Origin of the sequence: Acinetobacter sp. Lyrl_1 (genome assembly GCF_051948795.1) — a bacterium.
GTDB classification, from domain to species: Bacteria; Pseudomonadota; Gammaproteobacteria; order Pseudomonadales; family Moraxellaceae; genus Acinetobacter; species Acinetobacter towneri.
Genome location: NZ_JAYJLK010000024.1, coordinates 19,470 through 40,485, shown reverse-complemented (window position 1 = coordinate 40,485; position 21,016 = coordinate 19,470). Strand labels below are relative to the sequence as shown.

The window sequence follows — 21,016 nt, the reverse complement described above, 5'->3', positions numbered from 1 at the left end:
TAGAAAGTCAACATGCAATGTTGATTTTATTTTCAAACCCATCTACTCAAAACAAACTCAATTAATCTTAAATCAATCAACCAAGCTATTGTTTTTCAACAAGTTTTTATCAACATCACCGCCGATGGATGTGCATTATAGGTGAAATATTTTGCCTTGCAAGACTTTTTGCAAAAGAAATATATCAGGTGTTTATTTTTTGTTCATTTTTGCTTTTTCTACACACATTTTGAGCAAATTTGCTTTAATACATCGTTTCAATTAACTGTTACTATATACCCATCGGCGATATAACAGCTTTTGCTTACTCAGATTTAAGCGCTAGGATTCTTTATGTATCAACAAAAATATCTTTGGGTGTGCCTTGTTTCTTTAGGATTCATCACCTCAACACATGCGACAACGCCTTCTACTGAAGCAGCTGCTCAAGAAGAAACTGCTGAAGTTATTGCAGCAAATTCATCTTCTGAAACTAAAAGTAGTCGTTTGGATGCGCTTAAAGAATTAAAAAATGTAAAAGCCAAAGATTTAAAAGTGAATGCAAATGCTGCACAACCCGATGAAGTCAAAGACCCACTGCAACCTTTGAACCGTCAGATTTATGCATTCAACGATATGTTAGATCGTAATATCGCGCGTCCACTTGCGGTTCAATATACAAAGAAAGTCCCTGGTGAAGTGCGCGGGTCATATCGTCAATTCCGAAAAAACTTGGGCGAACCTTGGAATGCGGTTAACCAATTGATTCAAGGCCGCCCTTTACGTGCCGCAAAAACTTTAGGTCGTTTTAGTTTAAATACGATTACTACTTTAGGCATGGCTGACCCTGCACGTCGTTTAGGTTTAGACACGGAAGAAGAAAATTTTGGTACAACCTTGGGCTACTACGGTGTCCCTTCAGGGCCTTATGTCATGCTACCAATTTACGGCCCAAGTACTTTCCGTGATGGTTTCGGCACACTTGTAGATGGTCAGGCACGTCCACAAAAATACATTTTAGATGGCAATGACCGTTTATATTGGTCGGAGCAAGTTATGCGCGGCCTAGATACGCGCTCGCAACTCCTAGATGTAGAACAAGTATTACAGGGCGATAAATATGCCGCGATTCGGGATATTTACTTGCAACGTAAAAACTTTGAAATTGCGGAAAAGAAAGGACTCGATGCAGATAGTATTTCTTTTGTAGATGATGAAAGCGAAGAACTTTTTGATGATCAAGAAGAAATAAACCCGCCTGAAGAAAGCAAAGAATAATTTGTAAAACATTTTACTCAAGGTGAGTTTTTACTTTCCTTGAGTATTCAGGCATTGTTATAGTAACGCTTTGTTTAGGTTCAGGGTCAACACAAAACTCTATGTATTTCATTCAACCCACACGTGATATTCCATATCTAGAACAGGTGCTCGACACACTTCCTAGTGTGCAAATGATTCACATAGATGACATCAGCTTGTATGACCCAACCATTATTGCAATTGCCGATGTGCAAGATTATTTAACCCATCAATGGAATTTACCCACGATTGTATTGGCCTTTGAAGATGAAGGCACAGCATTGGTGCAAGCATGGGAACAAGGCGCTTTAGCAGGTTGGTTGTGGAGTCGTTTACCAGAAAATCCACCACAAGCCTTACGCAAAATAGACGCACAATATAAACGCAATCAAGACAGCCGCGACTTACCTTCAGCTGCTGAACTACAAAAAAAATTACTGCCCAATCCTATCGAACTGTGCAACTACCGTGTAGATACGTTATTTAAGCCTTCGGCTTATTTGTCGGGCGATTGGTTTGATTACTGGAAAATCAGTGATAAAGAAATCATGTTCTATTTAGCCGATGTCTCTGGGCATGGTGTAACTAGTAGTTTACTAACGTCTTGGATGGCTGCATTTCATGGTCGCTCCAAAACACCACGCGAACTGATTAAGAAGCTGAATGGCATGTTGGTTCAAGAAAATATTGAAAAGCATATCACCATGATTAGTGGGATTTTAAATATTGAAACCCACGAACTGCGTTGGTCGAGTGCGGGGCATTATCCACCTGCCATTATTATCGAACCCAATCAAGCACCTAAAATTTTAAATACCAGTAGTTTTCCTTTGGGACTGACTGAAGATTTAGAAGTTGAGGAATTTGAGTGCGTATTAAATAAACAGGCGCGGTTTATTATCTGCTCCGATGGTGCGTTAGAACCTTATAGTGGTGGTTTGAATGAACAGTTTGAACAATTGGTCTTTCACTTGCAAAATCAATCATTCCAAGCCCCCGATCATGTAGCAGATGATATTGCGATCTTGAGTTTGTGTCGAACAAAATAACCAATAAATCAGCCAGTTAACTTCTCAACCCAAGATATACGACTGTAAGCCACTTGAGTCTATATAGTCGCTATGGGATAATTATCTAATCCTTCTCTGCAAATGGCATTTATATGTCAACAGGTCATGTTGAATATGCAAGTTTGAATGGAACGCATATCTTTAAGCTTTTTGGCGAAGTGCGTGCCCAATCTTGTATTAGTCTAGACAAACTACTCAGTAAAATTGAACAGCAATCTAATGTGGTGGGTGCAATTGTAGATTTAACCCAAACTACATTTATTGACAGTACAGTTTTAGGTGTATTGGCTAAGCTAGGCTTAAAACTGAAACAAATCCATAACATTCAAGCAGTTATGCTATCTACTAATCCAGACATTACTACGCTCGCCAATAGCATGGGCTTAGGACAGGTGTTTGTGATTTTAAATTACTGTGGTGACCCAACTGTCTGCACGCGTGAGCTGGTAGAAGAACACGTCACGCATAGCAATATGCTCACTACGGTATTAGATGCCCATAAAACCCTCATGAAGCTGAATGAAAACAACCAAAATATGTTCGAACCTTTGGTGAAACAGCTACAAAAAGAACAAGATAATCTCGATCAATGTGCTGAGCAAAATCAGCAGAACGCTTGATCTTCACTCAGGAATGCTTTGATGACTTTACTTTCTGTTGCTCAAATGAACTCACAAAATGATATTGAGGAAAACTTCAAAATCATTGAAACATTGATTCAACAAAGTAAAGCCGATGGTGCAGAACTGATCGTTTTTCCAGAAAACTTTGTTTGCTTTGCAGCAGGCAAACAATGCGAAACCGCGGCACAGTTTGAAAGTATTCAACAGCGTTTGGAACAGCTTGCACATCAATATCAAATCTGGATTGTGGCGGGTACATTGCCCTGCCCATATCGCCCTGATGGTTCAACAATTGCAGATGGTCGTGTGCGTACGGTCAGTTTATGTATTAGCCCAGAAAAAACTGAAGCACGTTATGACAAAATTCATTTGTTTGATGTGCAAGTTGGTGACTCTGTTGGTGGTTATCAGGAATCTAAGTTTTTTGAACCCGGCTCTGAAGTCGTTGTGGCGAAAACACCGTTTGGCAACATTGGCTTAATGGTGTGTTATGACTTGCGCTTTCCTGAATTGGCCTTAACTTTACGTGCGCAAGGCGCCAATATTTTAACTGCGCCATCGGCTTTTACTTACACCACAGGTCAAATGCATTGGCAATTGCTCTTGCAGGCGCGTGGCATGGACAGTCAATGTCAGGTTTTAGGTGCAGCCCAACAAGGTTGGCATGGTGAAAAACGTCAGACTTGGGGACATTCAGGCGCTGCCAATTCACGCGGACAGTTATTGTCAATGGTGCAAGACGAAGGTACGCAACTGATTACAGTGCCCTTTGATTTAGATGAACAAAGCAAAATTCGAGAGTCGATGCCGTTAATGCAGCATCGTCGTTTATTGCAATTTTAAAATTGAATTTCAATAAAAAGGGTTGATCAACAATATAGTGATCAACTCTTTGTATTTCTTATCTTAACCTTACTTTTTAGCTATTCAGCCGCTTCATTGGTCACGCGCAGCACTTCTTCCAAAGTGGTTTTACCTGCCAATACCTTACGCAATCCATCTTCACGAATCGAACCTGATTGCTGTCGTGCATAATCTTCCAGTTCATATTCCGCGGCATTGCCATGAATCAAACGGCGCATTGCTTCATCCACAGGGACAATTTCATAAATTGCAGTCCGCCCAGTAAAACCTGTATGTGAGCAATGTTCACAGCCTTTCGGTTGCGGAAGTTTTAAATCGCTTGCATCGGTCACACTTTTAAAGAGTTCTTGTTCAAAGTCATCTGCAGCATGCCATGTGGCGCAGTGCGAACATAAGGTGCGCACTAAACGCTGCGCGATCACCCCAATTAATGAACTTGACAGCAAGAACGGCTCGATGCCCATATCTTTTAAACGGGTGACTGCACCAATGGCCGTATTGGTATGTAGGGTAGACAGTACCAAGTGACCAGTTAAGGAAGCCTGCACTGCAATTTCGGCGGTTTCTAAGTCACGAATCTCCCCCACCATCACCACATCTGGGTCTTGGCGCAGCATGGCTTTTAAAGCACGAGCGAAGGTCATATCCACTTTGGTATTGACCTGTGTTTGCCCAATCCCTTCAAGTTGATATTCAATCGGGTCTTCTGCAGTCAAAATATTTTTAGAACCGTCATTCAGGTCTGACAAAGCTGCATATAAGGTCGTAGTTTTACCCGAACCTGTCGGCCCTGTAACCAAAATAATCCCGTGTGGTCGATGTACCAGTTGCTTTAAGCGCTCATAATCATTTTGCATCAGCCCCAAGTGCGTCATGTTTAAACGACCTGCTTGCTTATCCAGCAAACGCATTACCACCCGCTCACCATGCGAAGATGGCAGCGTTGACACACGTACATCGACCTCACGACCTGCTAGTCTGAGCGAAATACGACCATCTTGAGGGATACGTTTTTCGGCAATATCCAGTTTTGCCATGACTTTAATACGTGACACCAATAAAGGCGCAAGTTCACGGCGCGGTTGCACGATTTCACGCAACTGACCATCGACCCGCAAACGGACTGACAGTTTTTTCTCAAAAGATTCGATATGAATATCCGATGCGCCAACCCGAATCGCTTCAGACAGTAAAGCATTGATTAAACGTACAATCGGTGCATCATCTTCCTGATCCATCAGGTCTTCTGCTTCAGGAACTGAATCTGCCAAACTAAGCAAGTCAGGGTGATCTTCCAATCCCGCAGCGACTTGCTGCGACTCGCCTGTATCACCTGCAAAACTGCTGCTTAATAATTGGTGAAATTCCTGATCGCTACAAAGTTGATGCTGTGCAGGATGCCCCAAAAAACGACGCGCCTCCTGAATGGCAAGCATCGGCGTATTTTCACGACGTACAATAAAGGCATGATCGCCCTCATAACGAATTAACACCCCATGGCGTTTGGCAAAGCTATACGGTATTTGTAATTGTTTCAGTACTTGCATCAGCGATTATAATAATGATGAAAAAATTTAATTTGAGTGTACTCTAAGCGTATGACAGCGTGAAGTCTGTTTTCGCTGATTTATCAAGAAAGGGATAGGCCATTGTCACAAAATCATGAGATTTCAGAAACTGATTCGGCTAAATTAAAATGGTGGGGTGACTATGAGTTTGAGCTCAATCGTCCTAAAACGTGGCAATTTGGCTCACTCTTAGTACGTTTGACCCGTGGTATGCAAGAATGGCGTTTGGAATATTATCGCCCGCAGGTTCAATACGATTATGAACAGCAATGGCATAACATTGATGATCCTGAATTTGCCTTTCCACAACCTGTGAAAATTGAACGCTATATGTTCAAATCTACACAAAGTAAATTACAGCTCATGCCTCGTTTGGCAGACCGTTCAGTGGTGATTAAACCTGTCGATCCAATTTATATTCCTGCGGGGCAACGCGGCACCTTGTATATCAGCACACCGTTGTGGATGTCTGCCTTTGTCGATGGTCAACGTGAACCCATTTTTGATTTGCCGATTATTCGCCCGAAAGATACTTGGTTTGGCCCCAATCATCGTACAGGTGAAATTTGCTATGCCACAGCAGTCGATGGCCGTACCGAATTACATCAATTAAAACCACGTGCATTTCGTGCCGTCACGCCGATTGAATTTCACAACACCAGCAATCAACAATTGCGTTTTGACCGAATGAATGTGCCTGTGCCTGCGCTGCCTTTATTTTTCAGCGAAAGTACAGGTCGTTTATGGACTTCACAAATTAAAGTGATGCATGAAGGTTTAGACCGCCCGCCACGAATTCGGATTGAAAATCGCACCCCGCCACATGCAGGTGAAGTGACCTATTTGCAACCACCGCGTGAAACTGCAGGTGCTTTATTTAATATGTTTGATTCATTTTTCTAAGAGGATGTTATGGCAGATTCCAATATTTCCAAAGAAATCACCAACAGCCTCAAAGGAATTTTTACCAGTATCAATACAGATCGTCTGACCGAAATTTTGGTCGCAATTGTATTGTCTTTGATTGGTTTCTTAATTGCACGTTTTGTTTCCAATACTTTTGTACGCACTATTGGCGCACGTTTTAATGCGCATCAACGCTTAGTTTGGCGACGCGGGATTTTTTACTTTATTTTCCTGCTGTTTGTGATGGCGAGCCTGAAAGAAGCAGGCTTTAAACTCAGCGTGTTTTTAGGTGCAGCGGGTATTTTAACCGTGGCTTTGGGTTTTGCCTCACAAACCTCGGCATCCAATTTAATTAGTGGTATGTTCCTGATTGGCGAAGGTTCTTTTGAAGTGGGCGATACCATTCAAATCACCCTGATTCGCGGACACACCATTGAAGGTGAAGTGATCTCAATTGACTTACTTTCAGTTAAATTGCTGACCCAAGACAATATTTATGTGCGTTTACCCAATGAACAATTGATTCGTGCACCCGTGCATAACTTGTCCAAGTTTCCAATCCGACGTGTGCCCATTACCCTCGCGATTAATTTTCACGAAGATATTATTAAAGTGCGTGAAGTGTTGCTCAGTGTCGCCAATCAATATCCGCTCGTGCTGTCTGACCCTAAACCCGCGGTGACAGTTACAGCTTTCCGTGAATCTTCAATTGAATTGTTGTTTGCGGTGTGGTGTCAGCAAGAAAACTTTTTAAAGGTACGTGATGAAATGCAGGAACGTATCCGTAATGGTTTCCTAGACAACCAAATCGAAATTCCTGTACCCAAAATGGGTTTTGTTGATCATCCTTTATCGCGCCCTTTAAATAATGAAGAACTTGATCAATATGCCAATGCCCAAGCACTGAAACGAGAACCTGACTTAAAGTAATCGTTTCAGTCTTCGACACTTTGCCTCTAACTAAACTTGAGGATCTGCTCAAGCTTTGGAAGACGGCGAAGTGTTGTTTTTTGCGAGATCTGGCTCAGGAATTGGGGCGATATATGCAATCAGTAGCATACCTAAACCTGCAGCAAAGAATGACAGCACGCGCATTAAAGTCCCAATATTAGATAAATCTAAAAGCACCAATTTTAAGGTCACAATCACCAAAATACTGCTGCCTAAAATCCACAAGGCACGTAATTGTTTCAGACTGGCAATCCACATGGCGATACAAGCCAAACTCACCCAAAGCAAGGTCAAACTGAGCTGCACAGTGGCATCTTGCCAAACAGCAATTTGGTTGATTGGCGTTCCCAAATACAGATGTAAGGCACGTAATAGCACATAACTACTTAGCCACAGTAAACTCAAGACCATAATTACCGCTGCCAGGCCTTGGTCTAAATGGGTTTTGCGTTGCAGATTCAACATCCACAAAATAGCCACCAACATGGCTATACTGACCAAATCAAATGGATTCAAAATAGGCAGTACATAGCCGTAAAATGCGTGTTCAGTCAACAGTTGTGAACATAGCATCCACATCAACATGAAGATTAAATTGCTACGCGCATACCAAAATTTGCGCCAATCTGAATCCGGTTGTTGCCACCAACACCACGCCGCAAAGAGCAATGGTAAAATCACCACGCTGCTATACGGATGCTGTGGTAACAGCGTTAAACTCGCCATCGCCAAAATGGGTAACAGTCCTAAACTCAGCCATTCTTTGTCGCTGCGGACAGTCCATAAAGGACACAACCACAACACACTGAGCACGCCTGCAAACAAGGCAAATAGCAGACGTTCAGTACCCGAAACCCAATGCACCGCTCCATCATAGCTACGGCTGAATAATAAACCTGCTGCAGTGAGCGAAACTGGCGTTAGACCTAACCATTTGGGCAATAGCCATGACCATGTCGCTTGACGAGAAAGTAGTACTTCGTTGATAAGTAAATAAATGACCACCACCGCCAAAAGCGTCTGTACGGTTGCAAGTTCTCCATCAAAGTAATCTAAACCTAACCATAGCCATAAACTGGTTGCAGACAACATCATTAAACACAGTACGCTCGTGGTTGCTGTGCTCAGTTGTTGTCTGAAAGCTGCACGGCTGTTGGAAAACACCACAACCGTGGCATAACTTAGGCTCAGTACCCAATAAATACTGCGCTCGAAATAAGGCAACTCTACTAAATAATACAGCCCAGATAAGCCCGCTACGGCAAACAAACCTAGTGCCAAATAACGGCTAATTTTAGAATATTGAATAAAGGCAAAAATAAACACAGCCACGCCTTGTAATGCCCAACCAATGACACTCCATTGTTCAGGCAGTAAAATAGGTGGAATCAACACACTAAAAATCAGCATCAAACTGAAATAACTTTGTGCAATAAATTGTGTCTGCCGATGCTGTTTGGTCAGCCAATACAAACCTGCAAAAACCACCGCAAATAACAAACTAAAGGCTGCCTGCTCTGCTGTTTCTTCAAAATACATCAGATATAAACAGGCATAACCGACAATGGGTGCGCCAAAAATCAAGGCAAGGTCTAAAATAGGTTTCAGCTGAAACGTGGCGACATCTTCCTGTGCCAAAAGCTGACTAAAGCGAAAACCCAACCAAATAAAAATAGCCGCATGCGCCAAAACTAAAAGCGTTAGCACCTGCCGTTCAAAGATATAACCATGATAAAAGGCATAGCTGCCACCCACCACAACCGTCATTAAAAACGCAATTTGATTTAAATATTTCCACGGACGTAAACTACTTAAAATGGCAACCGAAATATTAATCAGCAAATAATAGGCAATAAATTCAATGGCTGTTGCATTACGAACAGGTAAAGTAAACGGTGCGAAATACGCAATCAGCATTGCCATGAGGGCAAGTTCGACTGATTGTTGTTTTAAACTCAGCCAGAGCGTGAGCAACATCACCACAATAAAACACAGACTGGCGATAGCTAAATTTGGAATGACCAAATTGTAATAGGCAAAAAATAAGGTCAGACACAGCCCAGCCAACCCCAAACCTTGCACACCCAAAGCAAAGCTGCGATTTTTGTTGCGTAACAGATAACCGAATACTGTCACTGCTGCACTCACGCCAGCAACGAACAAAAGTTTCACTGCCAAACTAAATTGCCAATGTTCAGTAGCAAAACGTAGCAGTAACACCACGCCTATGAGTAACACTACAATTGCTGCTTTTAATACAGGATTACCATGTATCAGCCATGATTGAGCTTGTTGCAATAAACTGTTACTTGATGAGCGCGACTGAGTTGCAAAAGGTGCAACAGACCTTGAGGATTTGGCTAAATCTGGAGCTGAATATTCTTGATGTAGATACTCTTGGTCTTGATATGGATAAGAAACTTGAGCTGCTTGTTCCCGAACAGAATTCGGCTCGCTCGATAATGTGGAATCAGATTGAATAGCGATGGTTTCAGGTTGAGAAGCGGTTGATATAACACCATCATCCACATTTGCCTTAACTGATGAAAGACTTGCATCAACTTCAGATGTATTGGCTAAAATATGCTCTGCGAATTGCGTTTGAACCTTTTTCTCTTGTGCATTGGTCTTTTGAGGATAGCTCTTTTGAGCATGCGCCTGAAGCTTAGCGGCACTTTGTAATTGCTGTAATTGATACAGTCCTTGCTCCAAACGCTGCAACCATCGCAACAACATAAAAATCCATGCACTTAAAGCAATAGATGTCAGTAAATACCAATCCAGCAATATTCCTAAAAAAGCAATAAAAGCGGCGATATATAAAGGAGTTTTAGAGCTTTGGCGTTGTACTTGTGACTGTGCATCCACAACCTGTTCCAGTGAGTTCTGCACTCGTCCCACAAAAAACATCACGCTGACCACCGCAGCAACTGCACAGATATAACTCAGCATCGGCACACCGAGCCACCATGCGCCAATTGAAATTATGATTAATAGCATGAACCAAATGATTCGAATTTCATTCTGCCCTGTCTGCATTGCTCTTCATTTTATTGATATTGTCATGGCTCCGATCATACAACAGACAGCACGATTCTGAATCAGGATTCATCAGCAATTCGGTAACTGTGCGTCTGCAACACTTGCCTTAAAAATCAGTTTCTGCGACAACTGCAAAAATCACGTACAATAAACTGCTTATTTGCAGAAGGAATCAATCCATGCCACCATTTGTCTTGGTCGATGGCTCATATTTTCTATTTCGTGCCTTTCACGCACTACCACCATTAACCACGTCAACTGGTTTACATACCAATGCTATTCGTGGCGCGATCTCTGCGATTCAAAAGTTGATGCGTCGTACTCAGCCTACTCACATGGCGGTAATTTTTGATACGCCTGAGCCGACTTTCCGTCACGAACTATCGCCAATTTATAAAGGTGACCGCCCAAGTATGCCTGAGGAACTTTCTCAGCAAATTCCATACTTACATGCTTTAATTCGTGCTTTGGGTATTCCACTTTACATGCTACCAGGCGCAGAAGCCGATGATATTATTGGAACTTTAGCCAAACGTGCCGAAGCCGAAGGACAGCAAGTACTGATTTCTACGGGCGATAAAGACATGGCGCAGTTGGTGACTGAAAAAGTTACCCTTGAAGACAGCTTCAAAGAAAAGCCAATGGATATTCAGGCTGTATTTGACAAGTTTGGCGTATGGCCGCATCAAATTATTGATTATCTGACCCTCATGGGTGATGCTTCCGATGGTATTATGGGCGTGCCCGGCATTGGCGCCAAAACTGCTGCAAAACTACTGACCGAATATGGCTCGATTGGTGCGATTTTAGAAAATGTCGATCATATTAAAGGCAAAGTCGGACAAAATATTAAAGACAATGCCGATGGCATCGCGCTAGATCATCAACTCGCCAGCATTGTTTGTGACCTTGATCTGAACTTTGGTTATGCCGATCTAAAACTACAAGACCCTAATGTTGAAGCCTTACGCAATTTATATACCGAGCTAGAATTCCGTAATCAATTACAATCGCTCGATCATCCAAATAATCCAAATAACAGCAATTATAAACAAGCTGCAAAAACAGTCGCCGCACCGACAGCCAATGAAATTGAAACTGAAGATCAAGCCACGCAAAGCAGTGTTGATGATCAACTCGGTGCAGCAACATACCACACCATTTTAGATCAGGCGCATTGGGATGCTTTGCTGCAACGCTTGCAAACTGCACAGCGTTTTGCCTTTGATACAGAAACCACCAGTCTGGATTATCGCGTTGCAGAAATTGTTGGTTTTTCTATCGCGTTCGATGCCAAAGATGCCTATTACGTACCTTTGGCGCATGATTATGAGGGCGCACCACAGCAGCTCAACCGTGATCAGGTTTTGGCACAAATCAAACCTATTTTAGAAAATAATGCGGTGGATAAAATTGGGCATCATTTAAAATATGATGCGCATGTGCTTGAAAATCACGGTATTCATTTACAAGGTTGGTATTTCGATACCATGTTGGCATCTTATGTGCTTAACTCTGTCGCAACCCGTCACGGCATGGATGATGTGGCACGCTTATATTTAAGCCACCTGACCACATCTTATGAGCAAATTGCAGGCAAAGGCGTCAAGCAAAAAACTTTCAATCAAATTGAAATTGAAACGGCTGCGCACTACGCTGCAGAAGATGCGCATGTTACGTATCGTTTATATGAAGTGCTGTCTGCGAAGCTACAAAAGCATCCTGAATTGGTCAATATTTTGCACAACATCGAAATGCCTGTGGCGCGTGTGCTGACCAGTATGGAAGAAAATGGCATTCAGCTTGATCTGAAATTTTTAGATCAATTGGGTGTCGATTTTTCCCAAACCATGCAAGATTTGGAAAACCAAATTGTAGAATTGGCAGGTGAAAACTTTAATGTCAGCTCACCGAAACAAGTGGGCGAAATCCTGTTTGATAAACTCGGACTCAAAGGCGGCAAGAAAACCGCAACAGGTCAATACAGTACCAGTGAAAGTGTTTTGGAAAAAATTGAGCATCCGATCAGTAGTTTAATTTTAGACTACCGTGGTTTATCTAAACTCAAAAGCACCTATACCGATGGCTTACTGAAGCAAGCCAACAACGATACGCATCGAGTGCATACCAGTTATCACCAAGCTTTGACTGCAACAGGGCGTTTATCTTCTACTGATCCAAACTTACAAAACATTCCAATTCGTACTGAAATTGGTCGTCAAATTCGTAAAGCCTTTGTCGCACCTGAAGGTCGCGTGTTGTTGGCAGCCGACTACTCGCAAATCGAATTGCGTTTAATGGCACATTTTTCACAAGATGATGCCCTACTCGATGCCTTTAACCATGGACAAGACGTGCACCGCCGTACTGCGGCAGAAGTCTTGGGTATTGCCTTAGAAGACGTAACCTCAGATCAGCGTCGTCAGGCCAAAGCTGTAAACTTCGGTCTGCTCTACGGCATGTCGGAATTTGGCTTAATTCGTCAGCTTGGGTTTACCCGTGAAGAATCACAAAACTACATCAAGCAATACTTCCAGCGTTATCCGGGCATTTATGAATATATGCAACGTACCCGCCAAGTCGCGCTAGAACAAGGTTTTGTAGAAACTATTTTAGGTCGTCGCCTCTATACGCCAGATATTGCTGCACGTAATATGATGGTACGTAAAGCGGCAGAACGTGCGGCAATTAACGCGCCATTACAAGGCTCTGCAGCTGATATTATTAAAATGGCGATGATTGAAGTCGACAAAATGTTACCGCAAGCGCAAGCCAAAATGTTGCTGCAAGTACACGATGAATTGGTATTTGAAGTCGATGCAGATGCGGCAGATGAACTCGCGCCGAAGTTGGCAGAAGTCATGCAATCTGTGGTGGAAATTTCTGTACCATTGGTGGTGGAAGTCGGAAAAGGCAATAACTGGGATGAAGCGCACTAAAGTCGTTGCGCTCTCTTTTTTCAGCACCTTCCTTCGCCTAGAAGGAGGTCAGGATGCAGGTTATTTGTATTTCTGAAGACTCATTAAGGTCGTCAGCCCAAACTTAAACTACAAAAAAAGGACTCGATTTGAGTCCTTTTTAATGTTTTAGGATAATGCGACTTATAAGCCAGTCAGCAATACAATCGCTACCTGATTCATAATAATTTCAGCGATATATAAAGCCAAAAATGCAATAATTGGCGACAAATCAATCATGCCCATGTTCGGCAATAAACGACGAAATGGTGCTAATAACGGCTCTGCCAACTCTTGAATCACCTCAATATACGGGCCACGAGATTGAGTAAACATCACCACCCAACTCAAAATAATGGTGGCAAAAATCAAATAACGACAGAAACGGATTAAATCCTGAATCATGGTCACAAAAGTCAGAATCAGTAAGTGAATTGGACTATTCGGCATCGCACCATTGAGATACATAACACCAAAAATTTTGAGTAGATACAACACCACCAACAAAGCCAAGGCTGCAGAGTTAACTCGACCTTTGCCAACCGTTGGAAAAATACGTCCAAATACATCTACAATTTTGGTGGCTTTAATGGTTGAAAGCACCACAGGGTTATAAGGACTCACCGCTGCCAATTGCATTAAGAAACGGAAGAATACGAGCAAAATCGCTACGTTAATGATAATGCCAAAAATTAGCGCAGAATTTGCACCCATACTTAAACTTTCCTAAAATTTAAATTCATTGTTTTTCAATAATTAAATACTATCACTCAACTCTTGCGCTAATTCTTGACTACGCGTTTTAGCAGCAGCCAATGCCGCCTGAATATTTTGTGAAATTTGCGCATGATCAAACACTTCAATTGCCGCTTGGGTCGTGCCATTTGGTGAAGTTACATTTTTGCGTAATTCTGCAGGTGTATTCGAGCTGGTAATTGCCATTTGTGCTGCACCCAAAGCAGTTTGTAACGTCAGTGCTGTCGCCACTTTTTCATCTAAACCTAAGTTCTTGCCTGCACGAATCATACTTTCCATCAAATAGAAGAAATATGCTGGCCCTGAACCAGATACTGCAGTCACAGCATCAATTTGCGCCTCAGAGTTTACCCAAATAGTTAAACCTGTCGCTGCCAAAACCTGACTTGCCAATTCACGGTCAGTGCTATTGACCTGTTCGGTTGCATACAAACCATGTGCACCTGTTTGCACCAAAGCAGGCGTATTTGGCATTACCCGCACTACACGTTCTGTACGTAATAACTCAGAAATCGTGGCAATTTCTGCGCCCGCAACAATCGAAATCACCAGCTTATCTTCAAACTGACCGTGCAATGGACGCAATACTTGTGCCAAAACCTGTGGTTTGACTGCAAATACCACAATATCTGCATCTGCAATCGCGGCCAAATTATCCTCAGTGACATGCACATCTTTTTCTTTTAATAATTCACGCACTTGTTCTACAGGGTCTGAAACTGTAATACGGGTTGGCGGCAAACCTCTGGCAATCAAACCACCAATCAAGGCTTGCGCCATGTTGCCACCGCCAATGAAACTAATATTACAATTCAATACTGCACTCATGATTCACGCTCTTCGTTGAGTTCTTTGTCGTTAAGAGACTAAATTCGGTTGCCATCCATCTGCGACACAATAGTCCGACTGTGCAAGCCAAAAGCCTTTGGGGCTAAAAACGCCTAGCATAACATTATCTAGGCTTAATATTTGAATTGTATGACGCGTCCACGGAAAAATTTGTGCTTCCTGAATGGCTTTTTTCAGTGGCCATGTGCCCACCCGACCATACAAATGAATTTTTTCACCACCCAAACGTGGCCGTAAAGTTAACGGACGATTCAGCAAAGTTGCAGATAAACCGACTTTGGCTTGTTGCAGTTGATAACAGCCAGACCACACTTGAAAAGTCTGATCTGCCTGCAAACATAACACTTGTTCTTCTGCCTCAAAATGTTCTGCAGCTAAATACTCCGCTTTCGGCAAACGAAATAATTGTTGCTGATAACGCAGATAATAATAATCCTGACAATGTAATGCCGCTTGTGCATCGGCTTTGGCTTGAATCACCTCACGTTGCAAGCGTTCGACCATATCAAAACTTGGGCGATATTGTGCCTGTCCTTTCATCCATGCCGATAATAGCTGACGTTGCCGTGACAAAGACAATTGTTGTAACTGAATTAAATTCAACTGCGAGTCTGTGCCACATGCAGCTAAATCCTGCGCCAAAACTTCTGCCAAAATGTTTTCAGTATCTTGCATCAAGTTTGCAGTACGCGTCACAGCTTGCTGCATTTTAGGAAAACGCTGTTGCACGACAGGCCACAATATTTCTCTTGCCCAAGCTCGGTCATAATGCACATCCTGATTGCTTGGGTCTTGCACATAATCGAGCTTTAATTCAGCACTCCATTGGCAAATCTGCTCACGCGAAATATCCAATAACGGACGCCAAATACTGATGTCATCACGCACATCGACAGCTTGCATGGCAGCAAGTCCTTGCACACCTGCGCCTGAAAACAAACGCAGCAATACGGTTTCTGCCTGATCTTGCTGATGATGCGCCAATACTAGAACTTCGTTGCTATCTAAGTGCTGCATATAGGCCTGATAACGCGCCTGACGTGCCTGATTTTCTAAATTACCCTCAGACACACTGACTTTTTGCAGCACACACGGCACATTTAAATTTTGGCAGGTGGCTTGCACCAATGTGCCCCACGCTGCGCTTGGACTTTGCAATTGGTGATCAATATAAATCGCGCGTACTTTTTCAGGGCACAAAAACGACAAAAGATGCAGTAGCAGCATGGAATCCATGCCGCCACTACATCCGATTAAAAATTTTGTCTGTGCAGAAAAAGCCTGTAATTGGCTTAAGACGCTAGACCTAAATTGTCGCTGCCAAACTTCATTAAACGCTGGTAACGTTCTTCGCATCGTTGTGTTGCATCCATCGCTTGCAATTCATCCAAAGCTTCTTTTAACACATTTTTCAGACTGTGCATGACTTGTTCAGGGTTTAAATGCGCACCCTCACCTTCATCAACCACGTATTCTACAATACCAATCTTTTGCAGTTTTTCTGCAGTCAATGCCAATGCTTCACTGGCTTGTTCGGCTTTTTCTGCAGTTTTCCACAGAATAGACGCACAACCTTCTGGTGAAATAACAGAGTAAATACTGTGTGACAACATTACCACACGGTCAGCCACGCCAATACCCAACGCACCGCCTGAACCACCTTCGCCCAATACTGTAGCAATTACAGGTACTTTTAAGTTCGACAATTGCGCTAAGCTGGTCGCAATCGCTTCTGCCTGACCACGTTCCTCTGCACCTACACCTGGGTATGCACCCATGGTATCAACAAAAGTGAAAACTGGCAGATTAAAACGCTCTGCCATATCCATAAGACGCTGTGCCTTACGGTAGCCTTCTGGATTACACATCCCGAAGTTGTGTTGTAATTTTTCGCGGGTACTGCGACCACGATGTTGACCTATCACCATGACAGGCTGACCATCAAAGCGTGCCAATCCACCGATCATTGCACCATCATCACCAAATAAACGATCGCCATGTAAGGCATCAAATTCAGTGAAAATTTCACCCACATAGTCTAGAAATTGCGGACGTTCAGGATGACGTGCAATTTGCACGGTTTTCCATGCTTTAGATTGAGCAGCTTTTTTCATAAGTCGACTGTTATCCCTAAATTAACCAAATCTTAATCGACAAATTGTTCCGACTGAATATTCAATTCAATGTCCCAATTCTTGAATTGCACTTGTTCATCGTGCAATTCAGCGACAAGCAATGGCCATTGTTTGGCATCACCCGACACGCTGAGCTGCCATTGTTGCGCATTGCGGATGCTTAATTCAATGGCAGGAAGCATCGCATCGCTACGACTTGCGTTGACCAAAACTGCAAGGCGAAGCAACAAACTTAAGTAAACAATTTTATTGCCACCCGCTTTCAGTGCTTCTGTTTTCGCGTCTTGGCGCAACTTTCGACGATGGTTGCCGACCAAATGCGAGAGATAGTTTTGGTCAATTTGTGAGAAACCGGGAATGTCCGAATGTTGCAATAAATATGCACCGTGACGATGATAACTGCTGTGACTGATGGCTAAACCAATTTCATGTAGGTACGCAGCACGACGCAATAAGTCACTATCTTCGTTATTTAATTTTAATGATTCTGCCACGCTGTCAAATAAATGTTGCGCAGTTTTCACCACACGTCCAGCCTGTTTCGGGTCTGAGTTATAACGCCCCATCAAGGCCTGTACACTGCGATCACGAATGTCTTCATGCTGGAAACGTCCCAACAAGTCATACATTACGCCTTCACGCAAAGCCCCATCGGAATACACCAGTTTATCGATATCTAATACATCAAATACCGCATATAAAATTGCCAAACCTGCTGGCAAAACTGCTCGACGGTCTTCTTTTAGACCATCAAATTCCATTTCTGATACGTGTTTAAACTTGAGCAAACGGTCTTTGAGTTTTTCTAAACCTTCACGAGTCAGATTTTCCTGCTCATTGCTCCAGCCCATATTTACCGTAATTTGACGACAGGCTTTAATGGTACCGCTCGAACCTGCAACGGTATCCCAACCTGCTTCTTTATAAGTATTGGCAATCGAATACAGTTCTTTACGCGCTGCAACCACTGCTTTTTCAAAACTGCTCTTGCTAATTTCACCATCGGCAAAATAGGCTTTGGTATAGGCCACACAGCCCATTTGTAAAGATTCGGTATGAATTGGCTCAAATTCTTCGCCAATAATCAACTCTGTCGAACCACCGCCAATGTCAATTACCAAACGACGACCACTATTTGCCATCGTGTGCGATACGCCTAAATAAATTAAACGGGCTTCTTCACGCCCTGCAATAATTTCAATAGGTTTAGGCAAAATTTCTGCGGCTTTTTGAATAAATTCATGTCCATTTTTGGCCTGACGCAATGCGTTGGTTGCCACAATACGCAAACGATTTGACTGCACCGCAGTTAAACGTCCCACAAAACGCGCCAAACATGCCAAACCACGTTGTTGAGCAGCTTCGGTCAAATTCTTATTTTCATCTAAACCTGCGGCCAACTGTACTTTTTCTGACATTGATGCCACTTTTTTTACTTCACCATGATCCACCCGTGCAATTGCCAAGTGAAAACTATTCGACCCCATATCGATGGCTGCGAGTAACTCTTCATCAATTAAAAAATCAGACATTCTTCAAACAAACCTAGATAGAATTGTGCCTAGAGTAATTCACATACACCTAATTTAAAAGCCATTTATCAGCACAATTTGACGACTATTTAAATTTTCCGCATATATGACAATTGTGTTACAGAATTCGCATTTTCGTTTAGCGTTATCGTCACGATCAATTGGACAAATTTGTATTTTGAATGGAAAATCCACAGATTCCCCTACTTTGTTCAAGATGGCTATGTAATACTAACTAAAGCTATCTTAAAAATTATTTGGAGCGTAATCCATGTCTGGCAACATCGTAAACACCACTGATGCAAACTTCGAAGCAGATGTTCTTCAATCGGATACTCCTGTATTGGTTGACTTCTGGGCTGGCTGGTGTGCGCCATGTAAAGCAATTGCACCTGTACTTGAAGTACTTGCAGACGAATATCAAGGCAAAGTTAAAATTGTAAAAGTTGATGTAACCTCTTGCGAACAAACTGCAGTGAACTACAACATCCGTAATATTCCAGCATTATTGATGTTCAAAAATGGTGAAGTGGTTGCACAGCAAGTCGGTGCAGCACCTAAATCTAAATTGACTGCGTTTATTGACGAAAATATCTAAGTCGATTGATCCATCGTCTATTTATAGAGATGATGAAAAAAAATACGCCACGCATTGGCGTATTTTTTTTGCCTACAAATTGACAAGTAGACGTTTCTCTCTTATATTGCATGCTCAGGAAACGCAGGATCTTTCATCCTCTTTCTGAAAAGACACAACACAAAAATGCCGCTCGGCAACAGAAATTGTTTTTCACATTTTTCAATCAAACAATGAATCAGTGCTCTGAATCGTTATTGTGCAAATACAATTGCTTTCATTTTATTGTATGAATGCGGCTAAATGTTGCTCCCTCTCTAACCTGTACCCCAGAATTTTAATTCTATCAGAACCTCTATGAATTTAACCGAACTCAAGAAAAAACCGATTGGCGAACTCATCAAGATTGCCGAGTTTATGGGCCTTGAAGGAATGGCGCGTAACCGCAAGCAAGACATTATTTTTGCCATCTTAAAGCGCCATGCCATGAATGGTGAAGAGATTTTTGGTGATGGCGTTCTAGAAATTCTCTCTGATGGTTTTGGTTTCTTACGCTCAGCTGCAGGTTCATACCTTGCTGGCCCAGATGATATTTATGTCAGCCCTTCGCAAATTCGTCGCTTTAACCTGCGCACGGGTGACACCATTACAGGTACGATTCGTCCACCAAAAGAAGGCGAACGTTATTTTGCTTTGCTCAAAGTCAATCAAATTAACTATGACACCCCTGAAAATTCACGTAATAAAATCTTATTTGAAAACTTAACCCCGCTTTTCCCAACAGAACAGTTGGTGATGGAGTTAGGTAATGGAACAACTGAAGACTTAACTGCACGTGTGGTAGATTTGGTTGCGCCAATTGGTAAAGGTCAGCGTTCAATTATTGTGGCTCCGCCTAAAGCGGGTAAAACCATGTTGCTACAAAACATCGCTCAGTCGATTGTTCGTAACAACCCAGAAGTGTTCTTGATTGTACTTCTCATTGATGAACGCCCTGAAGAAGTGACTGAAATGGAACGCACCGTGCGCGGTGAAGTGATTGCATCAACATTTGATGAGTCACCTGCTCGTCACGTTCAAGTTGCAGAAATGGTCATTGAAAAAGCCAAGCGTTTAGTTGAACATAAAAAAGACGTGGTGATTTTACTGGATTCGATTACCCGTTTGGCACGCGCCTACAACACTGTCGTACCTTCTTCAGGCAAGGTTTTAACAGGTGGTGTTGATGCGCACGCTTTAGAACGTCCAAAACGCTTCTTTGGTGCTGCACGTAATATTGAAGAAGGTGGTTCTCTAACCATTATTTCAACTGCACTGATTGAAACTGGCAGTAAAATGGATGAAGTGATTTACGAAGAGTTTAAAGGTACAGGCAACCAAGAGATTACCTTAGACCGTCGTATTGCAGAAAAACGTGTTTTCCCTGCCATGAACATCAAAAAATCAGGTACACGTCGTGAAGAGCGCTTAATGAGTGAAGATAATTTGCGTAAAGTTTGGATTTTGCGTAAATTGTTACACACTCAAGATGAATTGGCAGCAATGGAATTCTTGCTTGATCGCATGAAAGAAACCAAAACTAATGACGACTTCTTTGATCAAATGAAACGTAAAGCAGCCAATTAAACGGCTATAAATATTAGAACACCTAAAAAAGTCATCTTAAAACGATGGCTTTTTTATTTGGTTGACAAAATTTACATAAAGACACAATTGCACGCGGTATATGTAAACTTATTTTTAAGTAAATGATTATAAAAAAATATTTAGTAAAAACCTTTTAGTTTTTAGCCAGTTACCGTGCAACTCTCCAATCTAAAATGCCAAATTAATTGTTATTTTCTGTTAAAAAAGCACGTATTTTTCGCGTTTTTTTGCCTTTTTTTCAATCAACCTAGTAGCAATTCA

The 21,016-nt window shown here is 42.3% G+C and carries 16 protein-coding genes; 9 read left to right on the top strand and 7 right to left on the bottom strand.

Going from position 1 to position 21,016, the window contains the following annotated elements; translation table 11 throughout:
• The first annotated feature begins 333 nt into the window (after positions 1–333).
• The 4 genes from VF675_RS08890 to VF675_RS08875 all read left to right on the top strand — a co-directional run bounded on the left by VF675_RS08890 (position 334) and on the right by VF675_RS08875 (position 3,814).
• Positions 334–1,257, top strand: coding sequence for an MlaA family lipoprotein (locus VF675_RS08890; protein WP_004975192.1), 924 nt, complete (start codon positions 334–336; stop codon positions 1,255–1,257).
• A 101-nt stretch (positions 1,258–1,358) separates the two neighbouring features.
• A complete protein-coding gene (gene gigA, locus VF675_RS08885; protein WP_096902424.1) occupies positions 1,359–2,327 on the top strand; it encodes an RsbU family protein phosphatase GigA in 969 nt (322 codons plus the stop codon).
• Between the two features lie 113 nt (positions 2,328–2,440).
• On the top strand, positions 2,441–2,968 hold the full coding sequence (gene gigB, locus VF675_RS08880; RefSeq protein WP_004975187.1) for an anti-anti-sigma factor GigB: 528 nt from the start codon (positions 2,441–2,443) through the stop codon (positions 2,966–2,968).
• Positions 2,969–2,989: 21 nt separating this feature from the next.
• Positions 2,990–3,814: a carbon-nitrogen hydrolase family protein gene (locus VF675_RS08875; protein ID WP_004975186.1), complete on the top strand. Its 825-nt coding sequence runs from the start codon at positions 2,990–2,992 to the stop codon at positions 3,812–3,814.
• Between the two features lie 80 nt (positions 3,815–3,894).
• Here the strand turns inward: VF675_RS08875 and gspE are convergent, their stop codons facing one another.
• Positions 3,895–5,382 (bottom strand): type II secretion system ATPase GspE, encoded by a 1,488-nt coding sequence (gspE, locus tag VF675_RS08870; RefSeq protein WP_004975184.1) that lies wholly within the window; start codon positions 5,380–5,382, stop codon positions 3,895–3,897.
• Between the two features lie 102 nt (positions 5,383–5,484).
• Between gspE and VF675_RS08865 the strand changes: the two genes are divergently transcribed.
• Both VF675_RS08865 and VF675_RS08860 read left to right on the top strand, forming a co-directional pair.
• Positions 5,485–6,306, top strand: a complete 822-nt coding sequence (locus tag VF675_RS08865) for a hypothetical protein (protein WP_004975182.1) — start codon at positions 5,485–5,487, stop codon at positions 6,304–6,306.
• A 9-nt stretch (positions 6,307–6,315) separates the two neighbouring features.
• Positions 6,316–7,239 carry a mechanosensitive ion channel family protein gene (locus VF675_RS08860; protein ID WP_096902425.1) on the top strand — a complete coding sequence of 308 codons (924 nt, stop codon included), beginning with the start codon at positions 6,316–6,318 and terminating at the stop codon, positions 7,237–7,239.
• 48 nt (positions 7,240–7,287) lie between these two features.
• Here the strand turns inward: VF675_RS08860 and VF675_RS08855 are convergent, their stop codons facing one another.
• Positions 7,288–10,299 (bottom strand): DUF2339 domain-containing protein, encoded by a 3,012-nt coding sequence (locus tag VF675_RS08855; RefSeq protein WP_440205106.1) that lies wholly within the window; start codon positions 10,297–10,299, stop codon positions 7,288–7,290.
• A gap of 182 nt (positions 10,300–10,481) precedes the next feature.
• Here VF675_RS08855 and polA point away from each other — a divergent pair, with 182 nt between their 5' ends.
• Positions 10,482–13,241 (top strand): DNA polymerase I, encoded by a 2,760-nt coding sequence (gene polA / locus VF675_RS08850; protein WP_004975176.1) that lies wholly within the window; start codon positions 10,482–10,484, stop codon positions 13,239–13,241.
• Positions 13,242–13,403: 162 nt separating this feature from the next.
• Here polA and VF675_RS08845 read toward each other — a convergent pair whose 3' ends face one another.
• From VF675_RS08845 to ppx, 5 genes are read right to left on the bottom strand one after another with little or no spacing between them, the layout of a single operon-like run.
• Complete coding sequence (locus VF675_RS08845) at positions 13,404–13,973, bottom strand: YggT family protein (RefSeq protein ID WP_004975174.1); 570 nt, start codon at positions 13,971–13,973, stop codon at positions 13,404–13,406.
• Positions 13,974–14,015: 42 nt separating this feature from the next.
• Positions 14,016–14,843, bottom strand: coding sequence for a pyrroline-5-carboxylate reductase (gene proC, locus VF675_RS08840; protein ID WP_096902428.1), 828 nt, complete (start codon positions 14,841–14,843; stop codon positions 14,016–14,018).
• Positions 14,844–14,873: 30 nt separating this feature from the next.
• The gene (gene tilS, locus VF675_RS08835) at positions 14,874–16,220 is read right to left on the bottom strand and encodes a tRNA lysidine(34) synthetase TilS (protein ID WP_104852453.1); all 1,347 of its coding nucleotides are present in this window, start codon (positions 16,218–16,220) and stop codon (positions 14,874–14,876) included.
• Positions 16,157–16,978, bottom strand: a complete 822-nt coding sequence (locus VF675_RS08830; RefSeq protein WP_004975170.1) for an acetyl-CoA carboxylase carboxyltransferase subunit alpha — start codon at positions 16,976–16,978, stop codon at positions 16,157–16,159. Before VF675_RS08830 ends, tilS begins: the two co-directional genes overlap by 64 nt.
• 32 nt (positions 16,979–17,010) lie before the next feature.
• A complete protein-coding gene (gene ppx / locus VF675_RS08825) occupies positions 17,011–18,531 on the bottom strand; it encodes an exopolyphosphatase (protein WP_004975167.1) in 1,521 nt (506 codons plus the stop codon).
• Positions 18,532–18,802: 271 nt separating this feature from the next.
• On the opposite strand from ppx, the gene trxA reads away from it, so the two are divergent.
• Both trxA and rho read left to right on the top strand, forming a co-directional pair.
• Positions 18,803–19,129, top strand: a complete 327-nt coding sequence (gene trxA, locus VF675_RS08820; protein WP_004975164.1) for a thioredoxin — start codon at positions 18,803–18,805, stop codon at positions 19,127–19,129.
• A gap of 336 nt (positions 19,130–19,465) precedes the next feature.
• Positions 19,466–20,734, top strand: coding sequence for a transcription termination factor Rho (gene rho, locus VF675_RS08815; RefSeq protein WP_004975162.1), 1,269 nt, complete (start codon positions 19,466–19,468; stop codon positions 20,732–20,734).
• Positions 20,735–21,016 lie beyond the last annotated feature (282 nt).

What these genes read in the sequence shown, in the direction of transcription:
- trxA (WP_004975164.1), top strand. Translation starts at nt 18,803, where the DNA reads ATGTCTGGCAACATCGTAAACACCACTGATGCAAACTTCGAAGCAGAT.
- gigB (WP_004975187.1), top strand. Translation starts at nt 2,441, where the DNA reads ATGTCAACAGGTCATGTTGAATATGCAAGTTTGAATGGAACGCATATC.
- VF675_RS08845 (WP_004975174.1), bottom strand. Translation starts at nt 13,973, where the DNA reads ATGGGTGCAAATTCTGCGCTAATTTTTGGCATTATCATTAACGTAGCG.
- tilS (WP_104852453.1), bottom strand. Translation starts at nt 16,220, where the DNA reads ATGCGAAGAACGTTACCAGCGTTTAATGAAGTTTGGCAGCGACAATTT.
- gspE (WP_004975184.1), bottom strand. Translation starts at nt 5,382, where the DNA reads ATGCAAGTACTGAAACAATTACAAATACCGTATAGCTTTGCCAAACGC.
- VF675_RS08855 (WP_440205106.1), bottom strand. Translation starts at nt 10,299, where the DNA reads ATGCAGACAGGGCAGAATGAAATTCGAATCATTTGGTTCATGCTATTA.
- VF675_RS08830 (WP_004975170.1), bottom strand. Translation starts at nt 16,978, where the DNA reads ATGAAAAAAGCTGCTCAATCTAAAGCATGGAAAACCGTGCAAATTGCA.
- VF675_RS08875 (WP_004975186.1), top strand. Translation starts at nt 2,990, where the DNA reads ATGACTTTACTTTCTGTTGCTCAAATGAACTCACAAAATGATATTGAG.
- polA (WP_004975176.1), top strand. Translation starts at nt 10,482, where the DNA reads ATGCCACCATTTGTCTTGGTCGATGGCTCATATTTTCTATTTCGTGCC.
- rho (WP_004975162.1), top strand. Translation starts at nt 19,466, where the DNA reads ATGAATTTAACCGAACTCAAGAAAAAACCGATTGGCGAACTCATCAAG.
- ppx (WP_004975167.1), bottom strand. Translation starts at nt 18,531, where the DNA reads ATGTCTGATTTTTTAATTGATGAAGAGTTACTCGCAGCCATCGATATG.
- VF675_RS08890 (WP_004975192.1), top strand. Translation starts at nt 334, where the DNA reads ATGTATCAACAAAAATATCTTTGGGTGTGCCTTGTTTCTTTAGGATTC.
- proC (WP_096902428.1), bottom strand. Translation starts at nt 14,843, where the DNA reads ATGAGTGCAGTATTGAATTGTAATATTAGTTTCATTGGCGGTGGCAAC.
- gigA (WP_096902424.1), top strand. Translation starts at nt 1,359, where the DNA reads ATGTATTTCATTCAACCCACACGTGATATTCCATATCTAGAACAGGTG.
- VF675_RS08860 (WP_096902425.1), top strand. Translation starts at nt 6,316, where the DNA reads ATGGCAGATTCCAATATTTCCAAAGAAATCACCAACAGCCTCAAAGGA.